Origin of the sequence: Brevibacillus jepli, from assembly GCF_047229145.1 — a bacterium.
Classification (GTDB): domain Bacteria; phylum Bacillota; class Bacilli; order Brevibacillales; family Brevibacillaceae; genus Brevibacillus.
In genome coordinates this window covers 266,567-288,691 of record NZ_JBFEFW010000001.1, presented here as the reverse complement: position 1 = coordinate 288,691, position 22,125 = coordinate 266,567, and the positions used below count along the sequence as shown (strand labels likewise).

Genomic DNA, 22,125 nt, shown 5'->3' with positions numbered 1-22,125 from the left:
CCCGTTATTCACGTTTGCATATCGGGTTAGCGCAAGCCTGTACTCGCGCTAACCCATTTTGAATTCCTTACTTCAAAATATTCTTAATCAGCGCAGCGTTTTGCTCAACAAAACCTGTATCCAGCATTTTTTCATGATCTCCATATCCGTCAAAAGCTGCATATGTGCCTGTTGTGGATGAGCCCCACAGATTGATATCGCCCCGCACATGCTTGCTCTGACTCGAAGGGGACTTGATCACATACAGATTGGCAGCCACCTGCCCGGCATTTTTGAGATTATCTAGATACGAGTAGTAGCTTTCGATTTTCTTCCCAACCTGTTCCTTGAAGAACTCTCCTTCCCCTTGCAACTGTGGGTATGCCTGGAGCATTTGCTCAACCGTTTCCTGTGCATATTTGCTGCTTTCTTCTGACGTAAGCCGCTCATCATTCATCTCCTGAATATAGAACGAGTCTAGCAATATCAGATCAGCCACGTGTTCTCCCTGCTTCTCCAAAAGCTTCGTGATTTCAAAAGCCAGATTGCCCCCCGCTGAAATTCCAAGGAATGTATACGGTCCTTGAGGTTGTATTTGTTTGATGAGACTAAGATAAGCTTCCATCCGCTTCTCTGATTCGATGAAATTAAAGCTATAAAATGTGTAGTTATCCAATGTTTCCGCCAGTCGCTGATAGACTACGCCAAGTGCCACCACAGGCGGGAAGCAGAAGATGATCTTATCCCCTTGACCTGAGGTAGAAAGCAGTATCCGTTCTGTGGAATAATCTGGCTTGGATGTATCCTGATTCGCAAGGAATTCAGCAATCTCACGGATCGTAGGTGTCTGGAAGACTTGATGAATCGGCATCTGGAACGGAAGCTCTCGCGATAGTCGGGCAGCGAATTTAATGATACTCATGGAATCAGCTCCTAGCGTAAAGAGATGGTCGTTTACGCCAATTCGTTCGATTCCCAGTAAATCGCTCCAGATCATGGCAAGCTGTTTTTCCAACTCGCTCGCTGGTTCGACATAGACATTCGTAGTCAATGAGTCTACGTCTGGTTTCGGCATCGCTTTGCGGTTTACCTTTCCATTTGGAGTTAGCGGCATTTCATCAATTTGCATAAAATGCAGGGGCACCATGTAGCTAGGTAGAACCTCACCGAGCTGTAACTTGATCTTTCCGACATCGATTAATTGCTCGGAGACGATGTAGCCGCACAGATATTTCTTGCCTTTGCTGTCAACATGGTCCAGTACAACCGCTTCCTTCACCTGAGGAAGCTGCAATAGCTGGTTTTCAATTTCCCCAAGCTCTACCCGATAGCCGCGAATCTTCACCTGAGCATCTTTTCTTCCTAGGAACTCAATGAAGCCGCCTGCATGCAAAATCCCATAGTCACCCGTCCGATAGAGTCTGCCTAACTGCGGATGCAGTATGAAAGCTTCTTGTGTCTTCACCTCATCCTGCAAGTACTCCTTTGCCAGACCGATGCCTCCAATGTACAGTTCGCCCTGAACCCCGAGCGGACAATAGCCGAGCTGTTCGTTCAGTACGTAAAACTTTTGGTTTGCAAGCGGCATGCCATAAGGGATAGAGGTGTTGGTTTCTGCAAGTTCGTCTACTGGATAATAGATGGACCAGATCGACGCTTCTGTAGCTCCACCCAGACTGATTACATCGGCATGGAGGAAATGTTTGTTGATTTTTTCCGGCAGTTTCACAGAAATCCAGTCACCACTTAACAGTACGAGCCGCAACGAACTGTTCCTTTTGAGCGGAGTAGAGCTGGTGTGCTGGATTTGCATCCAGTAAAACACCTGTTCCTGCTCCTCATCATCGGTGCCAAGAATCTCTTCCATCAACAAATCCATGATCGCAGGTACCGAGTTCCAGATGGTAATCCTCTTCTCCTCCACCGTACGGCGTACCTCAGCCATGTCGCGTTGATCTGCCACCATGACAAGCGTCGCACCAGCTCCCAAGGCTCCAAAAACATCGTAGACGGACAGATCGAAGCACAAGGAGGACAATCCGATGATCCGATCATTCTCATCGACTGTAAACTTGCGATTGATATCCTGGATCGTATTGGCTGCGGCACCGTGGGTAATAACCACCCCTTTTGGTCTACCCGTACTTCCTGAGGTGTATATTACATAGGCCACATCGTCCGGACTGTGATTTTCTTCCAGATCTTCCGCGTGATATGCTGCTAATCCTTCTTGCTCGTACAACTCAGGTCGAAGCATTCTCCCGCATTGACTATGATCGATAATGTAGCTTACCCTCTCTTCGGGATACTCTGGATCAATCGGCACATAGGCGGCGCCCGCTTTTACAATCCCCAGCAGATTAACGATTGTCTCGATTTGGCGGCTAGCCAGTACAGCAACCCGATCATTTCTCGAAACCCCTTGCTCAAGTAAATAACGAGCTACCTGATTGGAGTGCTCATTCAGTTCACGGTAGGTGATGGCTTGATCTTGGAAAATAACGGCTATTGCTTCGGGTACGCGCTTTGCTTGCTCAACAAACAAGGCGTGCAGCGTCGTATAGGGAATTGCTTCATCCGTGTCATTATAGGCGGCAATGAATTGCTGATCTTCCACCTTTCCACTCAGGGCATAGAAGTCTTCCCCTTCCAAGACCCGGTCAAGCAGGACAAAGTACTCTGCAAACATGGCGGAGATCATACTGTCCTCAAAAAGCTCCTCCACGTAATCCCACGTAATGGTCAGGCCACCATCTGCCTCTAGCACCTGATAATCAATAAAGACCTGGGAGGTTTGGGATACGGCCATTTTTACCTCTCCCATCTGCTCTTGTTCGTGCTGTCCGGAGTCACCTGTATCAAGCAGCATGCTGGTGAAGACAATCGGCATGACAGCCCGGTTTCCTTCCAGCCCACGGTATCTGGCGAGATCGCGAATGAATTGGATGCCATCGTAGTGTCTTCTCTCTAGCGCTTCCATCATCACATTCTGCACTGCCTTGGCCTGCTCCCAGAAGGACGCTCCCCGAGAGAGTGACAAATCCAGCAGCATGACGGAGGTAAAATCTCCTATCAGGCGCATCACATCTTCATGGAAAGGATATCGATTGAAAATGGTGCAGTTCAAAGCAAGATGGGACTGATTGCTCCAAAAAGCCAACACCTTCGCGAATGCTGTGCACAGTATAGTCGTTGGTGTGATGGAATGCTCTCGCGCTTTGCGTTTCAATTGTTCGTACTTTTCCTTTTCCACTTGCATCGTTACCCGTTTGAAATGCGGGCTTGTGATCAAGTTGGGACTTGTTCTCAACGGTAGGGCTGGAGCGCTTGGAAAATCTTCTAGTTTGTTTAGCCAATATTGCTTATCTTCCTGATAGGTAGGAGATTCCTTAAACGCCTGATAGGCGAGCATATAATCACGGAATGTAATCCCGATGTCCGGCAGTTGTCGTTCTGGATGATAGTAGAGATCAAGCAATTCTCTATGAATAAATTGGAAACTGGCTCCATCGGTGATCAGCATGTCATACCCGATAAACAGATAATGTGTATCAGCCGAGAGCTTGCATGCTTTATATTCAAATAGCGGCCACTGGTCAGTCGGGAAGATATAATGAGACATTCGCTCCCGCTCTGTCTCAATCCATTGTTGCTGGGCGTCCTTGTCCAGATGCGTCAAATCCGTGATTGGCATTTGGTATGGTGGCACATCACGCAGGATCTGTTGCTCGCCACTAGGTAAAATAACGGCACGCAGCATTGGGTGGCGAGCAATTACTGTCTGCAGAGCTTGTGTGAATCGATGCATATCCAGTTTGGTTTCCAACTCCAGATAGACGTGAGTCGAGACTCCCCCCATTTCAAAATGATCGTGTCTCCCCATGAGGTAGGCCATCTGTACATCTGTGAGCGGGAATGGTTCGTACAAGCTGGTAGTATCGGCAGTAATCTCGGGATAATGAATGGCGTTTGCCGATGAGGACTCCGCCAGCAGCTGAGCCAGCTTGGAAATCGTCTGGTGACTTAGAAAATCGCGCAGATTGACATCTAGCCCCATCTCTTTGCTGATTCGCGTGCGGATTTGGACCATTTGAACGGAGTTTCCGCCAATCTCAAAAAAGTGATCCTCCATACCAACACGCTCAAGCCCTAACACCTCGGACCAAATCTGGGACAGCTTCTCTTCATAGGCATTGCATGGTGCGACATACCTTGATTCTGACTCCTGCTTCGTATCCGGCAGTGGCAACGCCTTGCGCTCCACTTTCCCATTGGGTGTTAGCGGGATTACATCCAGTTCGATGAAGTACGTAGGCACCATGTATTCCGGCAGCTCACGCAAGAGATAGATGCGCAGCTCCTCCGCTGTCACCTCTTCTTCGTCTCTGCTGTAATATGCGCACAAATATTTCTTTCCGCGATGATCTGTCTGATCGACCACGACAGCTTGACGGACGAAATCATGGACCAAGAGCCTTCCTTCGATCTCTCCCAGCTCGATGCGATAGCCGCGGATTTTGACTTGATGGTCTTTGCGTCCCAAAAACTCGATGAAGCCTTCCGGATGGAACACCCCATAGTCGCCCGTTCGATAGAGTCTGCCCAGCTCTGGATGGAGGATGAAGGCTGCACTTGTCTTCTCCTCATCATGCAGATATTCCTTGGCCAGACCGATACCCCCGATGTAGAGTTCCCCTTGCACCCCGACAGGACAATGCTGCAATTGCTGATTCAACACATAGAACTCCTGATTGGCGAGCGGCATACCATAGGGGATGGAACGCATACCTGCTGGCAAGGATTCTGTGATGGGGTAATAGATCGACCAGATTGAAGCCTCCGTTGCTCCTCCCAAGCTGATGACCTGGGCTTGGGTAAAGTGACGCTTGATCTTCTGCGGCAGATGCAGAGCGATCCAGTCTCCGCTGAGCAGTACCGTCTTCATCTGTTCCTGTACAAAGGAGGACTCGACATTGTCGAGCAGCATCTCCATAATGGCGGGTACTGAATTCCAAATGGTAATCCCGTGTTCTTCTAGTGCTTGGCGCACCTCAAATACATCACGCTGATCTTGAATCATGACCAGAGCCGCCCCCGCTCCCAGCGCACCGAAGATGTCATAGACGGATAAATCGAAGCACATGGAGGACAGGCCGATGATCCGATCCGTTTCATTCACCCCGTATTTCCGGTTGATGTCCTGAATGGTATTGGCACACGCGCCGTGGGTGATCACTACCCCTTTTGGTCTGCCCGTACTGCCAGAAGTATAGATGACATACGCGACATCGTCAGGATCGTGGTTATCCGACAGCTCATCTGCTGCATAGCTGGCCAAGCCCTCCCGTTCGTACAGGTCAGGCTGCAGCATCTGCTTGCAGTCGCTGTTTTCCAGGATGTAGCTTCTCCGCTCCTCGGGATACGCAGGATCAACGGGAACATATGCCGCCCCTGCCTTGAGGATGCCCAGCAGATTGACAATGGTTCCAACCTGACGACTCGCTAAAACCGCTACTCGATCCTGTCTCCCTATTCCCTGCGCCTGCAAATAACGGGCTACCTGATTGGAACGCTCATCAAGCTCACGATACGTGAGATGCTGCTCCTGGCAGATGACAGCATCTGCATCTGGCACCCGCTCTGCCTGCTCCGCAAACAAGGCATGTAGAGTCGTGTACGAGATTTCTTCTGCTGTCTGGTTATAGCTGTGAAGGCTCTCTTGCTCAGATAGACTCAGTTCGAAAATAAATTCCTGCTGTCCTTCTATCTCTGCCGCCAAGATGCCGGTATATTGCGCAAACATGGTGGAGATGATCTCAGGCTCAAACAGCTCATCGACATAGTCCCATACAAGGCGCAAGGAGCCATTGTCCTCAAACACTTGGTGATCGAGATAAACCTGCGAGGTTTGCCCTGCGCCCATCTTGATTTCGCCTAGTTCATACCAGCTTACTTCCCCGGATTCCTTATTACCAAGCAGAATACTGGTAAAGACGATCGGCATGACGGAGCGTGTCCCAAACTGATGATATTTCGACAGCTCCCGGATCATCTCAATTCCATCGTAATGGCGATGTTCCAATGCCTCGAGCAATCGCTCCTGAATCGCGACCGCCTTCTCCCAGAAAGTGGAGTATGCCCGCAAGTCAATCTCCAACAGGATCACGGAGGTAAAGTCACCAATCAGGCTATGAACATCCTCATGAAAAGGCAACCGATTAAAGACAGTGAGATTGATCGCAAAATGAGATTGGTTACTCCAGAACGCAAGAACTTGCGCATAAGCCGCACACAGCACGGCAGACGGTGTTACATTATGCTCATGCGCCTTGCGTTTCAATTGCTCCCAGTCTGCTCTAGCAAAAGTTTGCTCAAATCGCTTGAAGTGTGGCGAATCAATGCTGCTTGGTTCCTGCTTCATCGGCAGTATCGGTGCCAGAGGGAATGTGGATAGCTGATCCAGCCAATAGGCTTTATCTCTTTCATATGTGTTCGTCTTTTTGAATGCTTCCAAGGCCAAGATGTAATCGCGATAGGTACTGCCCAACATCGGCGCCTGCCAGTCAGGCTGTTGATAAAATTTCATCAGCAGCTTGCCCATCAGTTGAATACTCGCACCATCAGCGATCAGCATATCGTAGCTGACGAATAGATAATGCGTATTGGCTGACAGCTTGAACGCTTTATATTCAAAGAGTGGCCACTGGTCGGTCGCAAATACATAGTGTGACATGCGCTCACGTTCTATCAAAATCCACTGCTGTTGGGCATCAGCATCTAGATGCGTCAAATCGAGGATTTCTATCTGATAGGCTGGTACATGCTGCAGAATTTTTTGTTCACCCGTAGGCAAGATGATTGCACGCATCATGGGCTGGTATGCAATGACTTTATTCAATGCTTCATTGAGCGCCTGCATATCTGCTTGTATTTCCAGCTCCGCATAGCCATGGGTTGCGACTCCGCCCATTTCAAAATGATTTTCCCTCCCCATGAGATAAGCCATTTGGACATCTGTGAGGGGGAATGACTCATACATGTTGGCTGGATCTGGCGTGAGGACCGGGTAATCGATTGCTTGTGTAACCACTCCTTTATTGAGCAACTGAGCCAGCTTGGAAATCGTCTGGTGACTGAGAAAATCGCGCAGATTGACATCGACACCCATCTCTTTGCTGATTCGCGTGCGGACTTGGACCATAAGGACGGAGTTGCCGCCAAGCTCAAAGAAGGGATCCTCCACGCCGACACGCTCCAGCCCTAACACCTCTGACCAGATTTGTGCCAGATTTTCCTCTATGCTCGTACGGGGAGCCACATATCTGGCATCCAGCTCTTGCATCGTATCCGGCTCTGGTAACGCCTTGCGATCCACTTTCCCATTGGGTGTTAGCGGGATTACATCCAGTTCGATGAAGTACGTAGGCACCATGTATTCCGGCAGCTCACGCAAGAGATAGATGCGCAGCTCCTCCGCTGTCACCTCTTCTTCGTCTCTGCTGTAATATGCGCACAAATATTTCTTTCCGCGATGATCTGTCTGATCTACTACGACAGCTTGACGGACGAAATCATGGGCCAAGAGCCTTCCTTCGATCTCTCCCAGCTCGATGCGATAGCCGCGGATTTTGACCTGATGGTCTTTGCGTCCCAAAAACTCGATGAAGCCTTCCGGATGGAACACCCCATAGTCGCCCGTTCGATAGAGTCTGCCCAGCCCTGGATGGAGGATGAACGCTGCACTTGTCTTCTCCTCATCATGCAGATATTCCTTGGCCAGACCGATACCCCCGATGTAGAGTTCCCCCTGCACCCCGACAGGACAATGCTGCAATTGCTGATTCAACACATAGAACTCCTGATTGGCTAGCGGCATACCATAGGGAATGGAACGCATACCTGCTGGTAAGGCTTCCGGGATCGGGTAATAAATCGACCAGATTGAAGCCTCCGTTGCTCCTCCCAAGCTGATGACCTGGGCTTTCGTAAAGTGGCGCTTGATCTTCTGAGGAAGATGCAGAGCGATCCAGTCTCCGCTGAGCAGTACCGTCTTCATCTGTTCCTGCACAAAGGAAGACTCGATATTATCCAGCAGCATCTCCATGATCGCTGGTACGGAATTCCAGATAGTAATCCCGTGTTCTTCTATCGCCTGACGTACCTCAATTACGTCGCGCTGATCTTGGATCATGACCAGAGCCGCCCCTGCTCCCAGTGCTCCGAAAATGTCATAGACGGATAGATCGAAGCACATCGAGGATAGGCCGATGATCCGATCCGTCTCATTCACCCCGTATTTTCGGTTGATGTCCTGAATGGTATTTGCGCACGCGCCGTGGGTAATGACCACTCCTTTTGGTCTGCCCGTACTGCCAGAAGTATAGATGACATACGCCACATCGTCAGGATAGTGGTTATCCATCAGATAATCTGTAGCAAAGCTGGCCAAGCCTTCCCGTTCATACAGGTCAGGCTGCAGCATCTGCTTGCAGTCGCTGTTTTCCAGGAGGTAGTTTCTCCGTTCCTCGGGATACGCAGGATCAACGGGAACATAAGCTGCTCCTGACTTAAGGACACCCAACAGATTCACAATGGTTCCAACCTGACGGCTCGCTAGGACTGCTACTCGATCCTGTCGCCCTATTCCATGCGCCATCAAGTAACGGGCTACCTGATTGGAACGCTCATCAAGCTCTCGATATGTGAGGTGCTGCTCTTGGCAGATTACAGCCGCTGCATCCGGTACCCGTTGTACTTGTTTGGAAAACAAGGCATGCAGGGTCGTGTACGGGATTTCTGCTTGCGTATGATTAAACGCGTCAATCTGTATCCTATCTTTCTCACCAATCCGGAGTGGTTCAGGCGTATTCCCTTGTAATAAACTATCTACCATGCTAGAAAAATGACCAAACATCGTTTCCATTAATTCTGTTTCAAACAATTCATCCACATAATCCCAGAAAATCCACAGTTCATCCGCTAGCAAGGTGGCCTGAAAATCAATATAGACTTGTGATGTCTGAGTAATCCCCGTCTTGAGATCGCCCAATTGCTCCAAGCCAGGACGGCCTGCCTGCTGGTCTCCTGTCAATACAGAGGTGAATACGTAAGGCATGACTGCTTTTCCATGCATCCAATCATGATACTTGACCAACTCGCGGATCAGTTCGACGCCTTCAAAATGTCGATGCTCCAATGCTTCAATGAGCACCTCCTGTACATAACGTGCTTTCTCCCAAATCGTTGGCTGAGACGAAAACTGTATCCCCAAGAGCAAATTGGACGTAAAGTCTCCAACCATTTGCTCCACATCAGGATGGAATGGATAGCGGTTAAAGACCGTCAGATTGATCGAAACGTCTGTTTGGTTGCTCCAGAGTGCCAGAATCTCTGCATAGATCGTGGCAAATAAAGCGGAAGGTGTGACCCCATGCTCTAGTGACATACGCTTCAGCTTCTCCCACTGCTCCTTGCTGTAGATTCGCTCTTTTCGCTGAAAGGTGGGAAATTGAATGTCATTCGGGTTACATCTGAGTGGCAATGCCGGAGCCTGCGGAAAGCTTTCCACCTTCTGCAACCAATATTGCTTGTCAGTTTCATAAACTTCCGATTGCTTCAATGCTTTGTACGCCATCATATAGTCCCGGAAGGTAAACGAAGAATTAGGCAACTCGGCATCGGGATTCTCATAATACCGCATCAAATCCTGACCGATGATATCCATACTGGCCGCATCTGCAATCAACAGGTCTCGGCCCATACATAAAAGATGTTTATCCAGAGAGAGTCGATACGCCTTAAATTCAAACAACGGCCACTGATCGGTAGGAAACACGTAATGGGACATACGATCACGCTCGGCTTGAATGCAAGCCTGCTGTGCCGCTTCATCAAGCTGACGCAAATCCACAACCTCAATCTGATACGCCGGAACATGCTCCAGAATTTGCTGCTCGCCGCTCGGCAAAATAATCGCTCGCAGCATAGGATGACGGCGGATTACTTGGTTGAGGCTGGCATTGAATCGCCCTATATCAATCGTGGTCTCCACTTCTGTATAGACATGTGTCGATACTCCGCCTAATTCAAACTCGGCATTTCGACCCAAAAAGTACGCCATTTGTATGTCCGTTAATGGAAAGGGCTGATAGAGATATTCTGGATCAGCCTTCGCTTCCGGGTAGGCGGAGACTTCGACTTCGGCGCAAGCTTCGGCGGTATGTGTATCCTCTGTTGCTGTTTCCCTTGCAGGCTCTAACTGGAAGCAATAGCTCGTGAGCTGCTGCAGATAGAAGATGAAATCATCAGCAACCCTGCTTATCGTCTCTTCCCGATATTCCTGCTGGTTATAATGGATAGAAAGACGGAATTGGCCCCCCATGACCATGCATGCGATATCGATGGCGTAGGCTCTTTGTGAAGAAGGGTCGAGCATTTGCCCTGTGCCCATAGGAGATATGCTAAATACCTCATCCATTTCCTGATCGAATTGCCCCAAATAGTTGAAGCAGATTTCCGGTGCCTTAGAAAACGTCAGCTCTCGCTTATTTTCATCAGCAGTCAAATATTTTAGGATTCCGTAGCCAATCCCGCGATTCGGAACACCTTGAAGCGTTTCGTGAACCTTGCTGATTTGCTTACCCCAATCATCCGTATTGCTCATCTCCAGAACGAGCGGATACATTGACGTAAACCATCCGATGGTCCTGCTGACACTTAACTCAGGCATGATTTCTTCACGTCCATGCCCTTCCATGCCGATCAAGAAGCGGTTCTCTTTCGTCCATTGTTTTAGAGCCAGACCAAGAGCCGCCAAGAGTATCTCGTTCGTTTCCGCCCGCACAGCCTTGCCAGCAACACGCAAGAGGTGCGTGGTATCCTCTCTGCTCAACTCCCGTTCCAAAACAAGCGTATCTTTGACACAATTGATCTTCACTTGCTGATCTTTGGGCAAATGAGAGATGCTGTATGCTTCAAGCTTATGCCAATAATCTTTCTCTTTTAATAGTGTCTGCTTATTCGCATACGCTGTTAACCCTTTTGCCCACGATTGATAGGAAGACGTCTTTTTTGGAAGCTGAAGCTCTTTTTGCTCCATGGCTTGCTTATACACTTGAGCCAAATCCTCGAGTAAAATGCGCCAAGACACTCCGTCGATGACAAGATGGTGAATGACAATTAACAGGTGGTCTCCTGTTCTTGTCTGGAAGAGACCTGCCTTGACTAGCGGGCCTTTGGTGATATCTATGCTTCTTTGGATTTCGTTTGCTTTTTCCAGCATCGTTTGCTCAATCTCGGTCTGCTCGCGAAGATCGAACAACGCCAAATCATAGAGAGTCTCATTCTCTCCCCTATTCATTTGAATAGTTTGTGTCCCATTTGTCTGGTAAATCATCCTTAAAGCATCATGATGAATAAACAAATGAGTCAACGCTTTTTCAAGCGCTTCTTTCTCAAAGCCTGATTCTCTGTAAAGCATGAAGGCTTGATTCCAATGTCCGCGATGCGGAATCTCCTGTGCAAAGAACCAATGCTGAATCGGTGTAAGCTCCACCTCTCCCGTTACTACACCCTGGTCATAGCTTTTGGTAGAACGCTTCATTACTTTCGCCAATTGAGCAACCGTTGGATGGTCAAACAAATCTTTGATACCAACTTGCAGCCCGTGTTTTTGCAGGCGAGAAGAGACTTGAATGGCCTTGATCGAGTCACCGCCAAGCGCAAAGAAATGATCGTCAATGCCAATCTTTGTGACCCCCAGAACATCTTGCCACACCTTAACCAAGCTCATCTCGGCCTCGTCACGCGGTGCCAAATACTCAGTCTTCCCCTGTTCCTGAATGGTTGGTAGTGGCAGTGATTTACGATCAATTTTGCCACTCGTGTTTAATGGGTAGCTTTCCAGTTGCATGTAATAGGAAGGAACCATATAACTAGGCAAGCGCGACAGCAAATACGTGCGCAAATCCTCTTCATCGAGTGGATCGCTCATGATCAGATACGCACACAGATACTTCCCTCCACGCGTGTCTTCATTCATCGTTACCAACGCTTGCCTGATGGAGCTGTAGTTAAACAAATGTGTTTCAATCTCACCCATTTCAATACGGAACCCTCTGATTTTTAGCTGGAAATCCATTCTGCCCATATATTCGATATTGCCGTCCGGCAGCAATCGGCACAAGTCGCCCGTTTTGTACATCTTTGCTCCTGGTGTAAACGGATTTCGGACAAATACCTCTCCCGTCAGCTCCGGACGATTCACATACCCTCTAGCCAGACCTGCTCCAGCAATACACAGTTCTCCCGGTACTCCCAGCGGTTGAAGCTGATGATCCCGATCCACGATATACAACTGGATATTCTCCACGGGCTTCCCGATCAGAACGGTAGACACCTCTGCACTAGCCGGACAATCATAATAAGAGACATGGATGGTGGCTTCAGTTGGTCCGTACAGATTAGAGAGGATGAGCGAAGAATCTCCTCTCCATAGCTGATTAAAACGATTCACATGTTGAGCGGTAAGTGCCTCTCCGCTAGCGAATACTTTTTGAATGGTAGAAAGTCGCTTTACATGATTGTCACCGTATTCGAGATAATCCAAAAAAGCTTGAAGCATGGATGGGACAAAATGAATGACAGTCACACCCTGTTGTTCGACGGTTTGAATAATCGTTTCCGGCTCTTTTTCTCCGCCCGGTGCGAGAAAGCAAAGCGTTGCGCCTTGGAAGAACCACCAGCATAGCTCAAAGACAGAAACATCAAAGGTATACGCTGTCTTCTGCATGACCACGTCATTTGCGGTAATCGGATATTGATGCTGCATCCAGCACATATTGTTTATCACAGCGTGGTGCTCAATCATCACGCCTTTAGGCATCCCTGTCGAGCCAGAGGTGTAGATGACATAAGCGAGATCGGCCGAGGTATTAATGCATTCCAGATCAGAAGAATCTCCTTGGTAAAGGTCGATATCATCCAGATCCATGACGTTTTGTTCCACATCTAGCTCTTGTATGAATTGCGACTGAGTCAGGAGCACTTTGGCTTCGCTGTCTTTCAGCAAATAGCGGATGCGCTCGGCTGGGTTGGCTGGATCGATGGGAACATAAGCGCCACCGGCCTTATGGATAGCCAGAATGGCAACCATCATCTCAAATGATCGTTCTACCATCAGCCCGACTATTTGATTGGGTACGATACCCTCTCGACGCAATACCCGGGCCAACTGATTGGAACGTTCGTGCAATTCCCGATAGGTCATGGATTGCTCTCGGAAAAGAAGCGCCGTTTTTTCTGGATGCTTTCTTGCTGTTTCTGTAAATACCTCGTGCAGCAGCTTGTTTTTCGGATATGCCACCTTTGTCTGGTTGTAATGGTGTGATAGCTCATTTTGCTCTGCATCTGTGAGAATAGATAGTTTGCCTATTTCTACCGAGGGATCACGAAGAATCGTCTTTATCACCTGCCGGATATGTCCGGCTACTTTTTCCATATGCTCCTGCTCGTAGACAAGGCCATTATATTTCAGTGTGATGGCTAACTCATCTGTCGGGATCACAATCAGATTAAAATCATAGTTGGTCTGTTCAAACAGATCAAAATCATAAAGCTTTAGCCCCTGAAAATCATGGCCGCCTAGCAAATCTACTTCTAGCGGCACATTTTCAAAAGCGATAATGTGATCAATCAGCCCCTGTGACAATTCAGAAGCCGCCTGAATCTTGGCGAGCGGAAAATAGCTATGCTCTTCTGAGGCCAGCATCTGTGTCTGCATCCGCTTCATCAGCTCTGTAAAGCTCATCCCCGCTTTAAATTGGACACGCACCGGATTGGTATTGATAAGAAGGCCGATCATCTGCTCAATTCCTGTGATCGGGGCTTGTCTACCAGAAACAACCGCTCCGAACAATACATCGTCAGTATTGTTATAGCGCTTCAGGATGATACTCCAGATGGATTGAATAACCGTATTGAGCGTTACATGCTGCTCTTTTGCCACCCGCTTTAGGCGTGCTGTGTCCTCTTTGGAAATCGTGAGCTGTACCTTTTGTTGCTGATACCCAGAAGACTTCTCTTTTTTCGCCCATGGCAACAGTGTAGGCTGGTCTACACCCTCTATGTAACTGTTCCAGTACGCACCTGCCTTCTCCTTATTCTGCTGATGCAACCATTGCAAATAGCTGGAAAACGTCTTCGGCTCCGGCAACCGGGGATCAGTGTTTTCAGCCAAAGCCTGATAAATCGCAAAGAGCTCCTCTATAATCGGCCCGAGGCTCCATCCATCCACAATGATATGGTGAAAACTGAGAAGAAGGTGGAAATCGGCCTCCCCTTTTTTGAAAACAGAGAGGCGGATCAGCAAGTCGCGCGTCAGGTCAAAGCCCTTTGCCCGATCCTGCTCTTTCATAGAGGCAAGCAGGCTATCCTGTTCCTGCCCTGCATAGGAAGAGAGGTCCGTATAGCTGATCTGGCTTTTTCTTTGCTCCAGCACGATCTGGATCGGTTGCTTTGCCTTGTCTGTATTGAAAACCGTACGAAAAATATCATTACGCATGATGAGATGCTGTAGACTTTGCTCCAATAGCGGTTTCTGAAGATCTCCTTTGATACCAAATGAAAGCTGAACGAAGAACGACTGGTCACCCGGATCGAGCAAGGAATGGTAGAGAATTCCCTCCTGCATCGGTGTTAATGGATACACTTTTTGCATCAATTGTTGAGAAGACATATGTTTCCCCCCATGATTATTGAATGTTGGCTTTTAATTCCTCTTCCAATTCCTTCATTTCATCTACTGACAGACCTAGTTCATCCAAAAGTACACGCGTTTCATCAGCACCATCGGTATTTGCTCTTTGCTCTTCTTCTAGACGCTGATTTTCTTGTAAAAACAAAGAGAGTACGGCAATGGTAGGCTGATTGAACAAATCTTTTACCTGAAGAATTACATCCTGCTCTCGAAGGCGCGCGCATATCTGGATCGCCTTGATTGAATCTCCCCCAAGGTGAAAGTAATTGTCCATGATGCCAATTTGAGACACTCCCAGCACCTCTTGCCAGATCTGGACAAGCTGTTGCTCTGTTTCATTGCGTGGCGCCATGTACACTTGGCTTTGTAAGTCCTCCCAATCTGGCTCCGGCAAAGCTCGACGGTCTACCTTGCCATTTGCGTTTAGCGGGAGAGAAGCCATTTGGTGGAAAGTAGCAGGCAGCATATAGTACGGAAGGGACTTAGCTAGCTGGCCACGTAGCTTATGGATATCCACCTTGTGATTCGCTACAAAAAAGGCGCATAGTTGATTCAATCCTGTCGATGACTTCCAATCAATTACTACGGCCTCTTTGATTCCTTCCTGCTGCAAGAGACTATGCTCGATCTCACCTAGCTCGATGCGAAAGCCTCTACGTTTTACCTGATGATCTACGCGCCCGATGAATTCGATGGCCCCATTAGGCAGCCAGCGGGCTAAATCCCCTGTCTTGTACATTCGCTCCCCAGGGTAAAAAGGATGAGGGACAAACTTCTCGGCGGTGAGCTCCGGATTGTTCAGATAGCCGCGAGCCAGACCGTCTCCGGAAATACATAGCTCCCCAATGGCGCCATAGGGCTGCAGCTGATTTTTCCTGTTGAGGATAAACACCTGCGTATTGGCGAGTGGCACACCGATCGGAATAGTTCCAAGCCGCTCGTCCACCTCTTCCACCGCTTGATAGGTAGCATAGACTGTACTCTCCGTTGGCCCATAAACATGTAGGATTGCTCCCTTGCCCATAAAAGCGAGTGCTTTTTGAACGTGTCGCACAGAGACTCGTTCTCCACCGAAAAGCACTTTGCGCACGCCGGAAAAGCTTTCGATATTGTGATCTACGAGTGTATTAAACAAAGCCGTCGTTACGAAGAAAATGGTCACGCGATACTCTTTTATTTTCGAAAGCAATCCGTTCATGTCGAGGAGTGTTTCGTGATCTGGCACCACCAGCTTGGCGCCATTCAGTAACGCACCGAAAATATCAAAGGCAGAGCCATCAAAAGCGAAGTTGGACAATTGCAAGATCGTGTCATCCGATGTGATTTCCAGATAATTCGTAGTCTTTATTACTCTGGTCACGTTGAAGTGCTGGGTCAAAATACCCTTGGGCTTCCCCGTCGAGCCAGAGGTGTACATCACGTAGGCAAGATGTTCAGCTTGACATGTACGTAGGGGATTATGATTCCACTCCTGTTTCGTCTCTGTAAGTAAATCCTCCAGCACAAGCACCTGAAAAGCATCGTCATGGGCGATCCCAGCTTCGACGACTCTCCATTTCTCCCACATCTGTCTTTGGATCAGTACGATTTTGGGTTTCGAGTCAGTCAAGATCATGCCAAGCCGTTCAGCAGGATTCCCAGGGTCGAGCGGAACGTAAGCAACGCCCGCTTTGAGAATACCGAAAATTCCGGCAACCATAGTGGAAGAACGCTCTGTGAACAGCCCGATTAGTTCGTCGGGCTTGACCCCCTTTTGCTGAAGCTGATGAGCAATCCGGTTTGCCCGCTGGTTAAGCTCCTCATAGGTAAGCGTCTCTTGATCGAATACGAGAGCGGTCTGCTTCGGAACTGCTTTCACCTGTTGCTCAAATAGATCAGCGATCGTCTGCTGTCTGGGGTAGTTCGTTTTCGTCTGGTTTTTTTCTACTAAAAAGTGGCGTTTCTCTTCAGCGGTAAGCACTTCGATCTCATCGAGACCTATCAAGACATCTAGGCTTACTTGCTCGGCAACAGTCTGGATATGACCTGCCATGCGTTGGACATCCTCGCTCGAAAAATGGTCTTGATGGTAGATCAGGCGCAGCATTAATTGATCGGCTTTCGGCATGACAGTAATACTGAGCGGATAATGGGTATGCTCGATGACACGATTCTCGCTTGCCTGCACACCACCTTCTTTCCATTGTCTTCTCCACGCTTGATCCGCAGGGCTGTTGTCAAAAACCAACAGATGATCAAAGAGAGGAGCGCCTAAGGTTACACGTTGTATCTCGGCCAAGGGCACATATTCATGCTTATTGGCGAGCCTTGACTGTTCGTGAATGTTTTGCAACAAATCCTGAAATGGCTGCTCCTGTGTCGTTTTTACCCGCAGAGGCAAGGTGTTGATGAAGAGCCCAACCATTCGTTCCACCCCAGAAAGCTCGGCCGGACGTCCTGCTACCACCGTACCAAAGACAACATCATTGCGGTCGTTATAGGTTTGCAGTACGATCCCCCAGATCGCTTGGAACACGGAACTTAGTGTTACCTGATTTTGTCTGGCGATATGCGTAAGCCGCTGTGTTACCGCTCGATCGAGCAATACATCATACTCTCCAACAGCAGAGGAGCTATCACGTAGCTTGCTCCCTACTGGCAAGGTGGCGATTTCCTCATAGCCTTGCAATTCATTCTGCCAAAATTCGAGCGCACCGCTCCGATCTTGTTTCGTTAACCATTTCATATAGTGGCTGTACGGCTGTACGGGAGGCAAGTGATCTGGTGTCCCGGTCAGTAACGAATGATAGATCTGCACCAGATCGTCCAAAATGATATCCGCGCACCACCCGTCCATCAGAATGTGATGGAAGCTAATCAGGAGTGTCCATTCCTTTGCTCCCTTCTCAATGATTTTCAAGCGAATCAAAGGGTCTTTTGTAAGATCGAAGCCACGCTCCCGGTCCTCCCTGATTAGCTGCTCTACCCATTCCTCCACGGGAAAATCAACTGATTCGGTAGGGCGTTTTTGCACGTGTATCATTAGCGGCCGCTCACGGAGAACGACTTGCACCGGCTGTTTTACCTGTTCATGCAAAAATGTGGTGCGCAGTACATCATAGCGTTGGACAAGTAATTCAAAGCTTTTCGCTAGTACCGTCACGTGTAGATCACCTGTAACAGGCAGCACGATCTGCACATGATAGGAGGTATCCTCTGTATCGGCCAACGCATGAAAGAGCATTCCTTCTTGCATCGGGGAGAGTAAATAAATATCTTGTACATGTTCTCTGGAAAACGTCGTCATTTCTTTCACCCGCCTCACTCAAAATGATTACTGCAAGCTAGTAAGCTCCAGATAGGTCAGACGCTAATCCCGATCAACTACACCAAGCTTGTCCGGATGCCAATTCACTTGTCTTCAAATAACTTATGCCTACTCCCTCATTCCGGCTGCAAGCCCACTTCAATGGAGTGAATGAGCACTTGCTGGGGGGACAACTTGAAGTACTTCTGTATTCTTCTGAAATTCATATCACCAATGGAACAGATGCCGACCTTATGCATTTGCGCAACATGGGTCAACAATTGAACCATGATGCCACTGTCAATCCCTGCGTAGAAATATCCCATCCCACCGTATTTCGGCATCGTCACTTCAGCGTTATAGATGAGATAGATTGAGAACGCAGATGACTGAAAGATTTGCTTATTCGTGGAATAATGCGCATCCTCAGTAATTACGCAAGTATTGCTGACCATTTGCAGGACATTTTCAATCGGGTTGTAGTAATAAAGCCCCGCCTTCACGTTTTCGACACGATGATCTTTGATATAGACATACAGATCAATTGGATAAAGGCCGCCAGCCGTTGCATAGTTGTAGCGAATTTCACCATCGTGTCGATATTGTTTACATACAGAAATCAGACTGGAAAAGATATCGAAGGGTACCTTTTTCTTTTCTTCAAAGTGACGCCAGGTTCTACGAGCTGTAATGACCTCGGGAAACTCACACTCAGTCAAGGAGACGTTGGTTTGGGTTGTTTGCGGAAACGATCGGGACAATTTTTCCTGCCTAAATGCCTCGTATTGCGTTGGATCAAGAAAGGTTTCTGGCGAGTACGGATGAGAGATGAGATGTTCTTGGGGATAATAGATCTCTTGAGGGGTTAGAATCGAATGAACCAAAATGCGATTTACAATCAGGTCACGAACAAAATCTGCGACATGATCGGGATTTACCTGAGGAAAATGGGAGATGAGATCGGGAATCTTGATTCCTTTTTGTGTCAAATAATAAAACGTCGGAAACAATGCCAATGCAGAACCTGAATAAGAAAGCAATTCAATGCGGATTTCATCATCCTGCTGTTCCCACCTGACGGAAGGCGACCAAAAGTATTCACAATCTTCGTGGAAAGATTTCATCATTTTTTTTGCTACTTGCTGTTGCATGATTTTTATCCCCTTTTCGTTAAAAATCTCATGCATCTTCACATACGGCCCGCCACTACAGGGGTAGGCTCCTCCCATTCTCGTAAAACAGGCGGCTCATTGCACCGAACTACCTCACCAGGTATGCCAACCACGGTGCAGTTAGGAGGAACTTCCTTCAGAATGACCGCTCCAGCTCCAATTTTGGAGTTATCACCTACCCTGATTGGTCCCAATACTTTTGCACCTGCGCTGATGATGACGTTGTTGCCGATCGTGGGATGCCGTTTACCTGTATCCTTGCCTGTACCTCCAAGGGTGACACATTGATAGAGAGTTACATAATTGCCGATCTCTGTCGTTTCCCCAATAACAATGCCCATACCATGATCAATAAAGACCGCCTCTCCGATCTTCGCTCGTGGATGAATGTCAACTCCGGTTAGAAATCGGTTAAGCACAGAAATCATCCGCCCTGCCAGGAAAAAACCTTTTTGATAGATGGCATGAGCAATGCGGTGTAGCAAAAGCGCGTGGAAGCCGGGGTAACAAAGAATAATTTCCAAGGTGTTCCTGGCTGCTGGGTCCTTAACCTTGATAAAATTAATGTCCTTCCTCAACTTATGAAACATGGGGAACTCTCCTCTTGTTCATAATGCGTTACCCATACGTTCTGACATCTCCGTTTCTACTGCATTTTTTGCTCCAGAGAGATCACCTTCCCATTCAAATAGTTAGGTTCGGTTCATCCTAAACGTTTAGAATTCATAATTTAGTAAAAAAATATGAATACTAAATGTATAGTATTGTATCCAGAGATTATTCTACTACGCAATTATCCAGTTGTAAATATTTAACAGCTAAAAATTTACAGAGGAATAGCGGTACTACTTCACGTTTTCCATTTCAAAAAAAGCCCAATTTTCCATCTTATATCCAGAAATAAGACTTTACATGCATCCATGCATAATGTTAGAATTCGGTTGAAGGCAATACTAAACATTTAATATTAAATATTTAGGAAGATGATGAGGTGCAAACATGACGAGAGCTATGGTGCTAGGACTTTTGTTAAAATCTGGACCGATGTCCGGCTATGAGATACAGCAGAAAATGATATCGGCCCAAACAGACAAGTGGGCTTATGTCCAGCCAGCTTCGATTTACCATGCATTAAAGAAGCTGGATCAGGAGGGATATGTAGCTTTGGAAACGCTGGAGCAGACCGGAAATCGTTCCAAGGCAATCTATTCGATTACAGAAGAAGGCAAGCACGAGTTAAAACGGTTGCTGGTCAACGCCTTTCAAAACTTATCTGTTTTATTTCCTACAGATTTATACACCGCATTAACCTTTATGGATGAAGCTGAGTTAGATGACATTATCCTCGCTCTGGAAAAACAACAGAAGGCCATCCAGGAAGTTTATGAGGACATGAAAGCAGGTCAGGAGGAAAAGGCCAAAATTATGGAAATCCCGCAAAACGTCCTGTACATTTTCCAAAACATCTATGATCAATGTGAGCTTCAGTTGGGCTTTATCACCAAATTGAAGGAAGACTTCCTTGCACTAAAACAGAATGCTTCCCATATAAATTAGATTTGAAATTGCTAAGGAGGAGTTAAGATGGAGCTAGCAAAGAACACTGCTAGAATGCAAAAATCCGCCTTGCTTGTTATAGGATTGGCCGTATTCATTGACATGTTAATCTACGGAATGATCGTCCCCATTTTACCCAGATACGCAACTTCTCTTGGCGCTTCACAAACAGAGATTGGTCTCTTGTTCAGCAGTTATGCTATTACGTTGTTCGTAGCGACCCCGATATTTGGGGCGCTATCAGATCGAATCGGTCGTCGAGGGCCGATGCTTTGGGGCTTGCTTGGACTTGCAGCCGCCACATTGCTTTTCGCGTTTGCCGATAGTTTCTGGTTGCTTGTTCTTGCGCGAGCCATGCAGGGCATTGCCGCTGCAGTAACATGGACGGCGGGTCTTGCTCTTTTGGCAGACATTTTCCCGTCGGAAGAACGAGGAAAAGCCATGGGTCTTGCTCTGTCCGGGCAAGCTGCCGGAACACTCATGGGGCCTTCTGTAGGAGGCTGGCTATATGAGCTTGGGGGTTATCAGACACCGTTTCTTTTCGCCGCTGGATTGGCCTTACTTGTTGGGGTATTATTCCTAACCTTACTGCGCAATCTTCCTGAGACAAAATCTGAGAAATTCACGTCCTCTTTTGGGATTCTGCGGAATCGGCAGCTGCTGGTTATTACAGGTGTTGTTGTGATTGGTGCGGCTGTTCCCAGTGTTTTGGAGCCTACTCTCCCTCTGCATCTGCAAAAAAACTTCCAGGCTTCACCCGGATTTATCGGTCTGCTTTTTGCGGTACCAACTCTTGCCTATGGTCTCGCCACTCCGTTTATCGGTTCTTTTTCTACACGGATCGGGCATATCAAATCCATATTAATCGGGCTTGTCATGGTGGCAATCTTTCTACCCTTGACCGCACTGCCTGATTCTATCTGGATGCAGGCATGCATGCTTGCGCTTCTCGGTATCAGCATGGGAATGGTGCTTGCTCCTTGTCTTCCACAGCTTGCGGATATTGCACAGAAAAGCGGTGTCAATTCCTATGGCGTTACTTTTGCGATCTACAATACGTCATACTCCATCGGGATGATGATTGGCCCTCTTGCCAGTAGCGTTCTGACACAAGCGGCAAGCTTACAAATTGCCTATGCAAGTCTTGGAGGACTTGTCTTGCTATATATGTTTTATCTTTTGATGACCACTCGCACGCGTGCTGGTAGCAGATAAAGGAATCTTCCAGGCGGCCCTCGGCCGTCTTTTTTGTAGCTGATTTTCAATGATCAACGTATTCACGGACACCTGTGTCGTAAAAATCAAACAAAAAGAACGACCATTACTCTCCCCAATTAGAGTAATGGTCGCGTAGCGATTGGTTCCACCGCCATGCC

Annotated in this window: 6 protein-coding genes; 2 read left to right on the top strand and 4 right to left on the bottom strand. The window is 47.8% G+C overall.

Translation table 11 applies throughout. The features are described from left to right. Nucleotides 1-67: 67 nt before the first annotated feature. From AB1L17_RS01405 to epsC, 4 genes are all read right to left on the bottom strand, one after another. Nucleotides 68-14,713, bottom strand: a complete 14,646-nt coding sequence (locus tag AB1L17_RS01405) for a non-ribosomal peptide synthetase (RefSeq protein ID WP_412843037.1) — start codon at nt 14,711-14,713, stop codon at nt 68-70. Nucleotides 14,714-14,729: 16 nt separating this feature from the next. Then, nucleotides 14,730-18,020, bottom strand: coding sequence for a non-ribosomal peptide synthetase (locus AB1L17_RS01400; protein ID WP_412843038.1), 3,291 nt, complete (start codon nt 18,018-18,020; stop codon nt 14,730-14,732). A gap of 137 nt (nt 18,021-18,157) precedes the next feature. Then, nucleotides 18,158-19,171, bottom strand: a complete 1,014-nt coding sequence (locus AB1L17_RS01395; protein WP_412843039.1) for a SagB/ThcOx family dehydrogenase — start codon at nt 19,169-19,171, stop codon at nt 18,158-18,160. A gap of 38 nt (nt 19,172-19,209) precedes the next feature. Next, nucleotides 19,210-19,782, bottom strand: coding sequence for a serine O-acetyltransferase EpsC (epsC, locus tag AB1L17_RS01390; RefSeq protein ID WP_412843040.1), 573 nt, complete (start codon nt 19,780-19,782; stop codon nt 19,210-19,212). Nucleotides 19,783-20,191: 409 nt separating this feature from the next. Between epsC and AB1L17_RS01385 the strand changes: the two genes are divergently transcribed. Continuing rightward, on the top strand, nt 20,192-20,749 hold the full coding sequence (locus AB1L17_RS01385) for a PadR family transcriptional regulator (protein ID WP_412843041.1): 558 nt from the start codon (nt 20,192-20,194) through the stop codon (nt 20,747-20,749). Between the two features lie 27 nt (nt 20,750-20,776). Further along, a complete protein-coding gene (locus AB1L17_RS01380; RefSeq protein WP_412843042.1) occupies nt 20,777-21,964 on the top strand; it encodes an MFS transporter in 1,188 nt (395 codons plus the stop codon). The last annotated feature ends 161 nt before the right edge of the window (nt 21,965-22,125 follow it).

What these genes read in the sequence shown, in the direction of transcription:
- AB1L17_RS01405 (WP_412843037.1), bottom strand. Translation starts at nt 14,713, where the DNA reads ATGTCTTCTCAACAATTGATGCAAAAAGTGTATCCATTAACACCGATG.
- AB1L17_RS01400 (WP_412843038.1), bottom strand. Translation starts at nt 18,020, where the DNA reads ATGACGACGTTTTCCAGAGAACATGTACAAGATATTTATTTACTCTCC.
- AB1L17_RS01395 (WP_412843039.1), bottom strand. Translation starts at nt 19,171, where the DNA reads ATGCAACAGCAAGTAGCAAAAAAAATGATGAAATCTTTCCACGAAGAT.
- epsC (WP_412843040.1), bottom strand. Translation starts at nt 19,782, where the DNA reads ATGTTTCATAAGTTGAGGAAGGACATTAATTTTATCAAGGTTAAGGAC.
- AB1L17_RS01385 (WP_412843041.1), top strand. Translation starts at nt 20,192, where the DNA reads ATGACGAGAGCTATGGTGCTAGGACTTTTGTTAAAATCTGGACCGATG.
- AB1L17_RS01380 (WP_412843042.1), top strand. Translation starts at nt 20,777, where the DNA reads ATGGAGCTAGCAAAGAACACTGCTAGAATGCAAAAATCCGCCTTGCTT.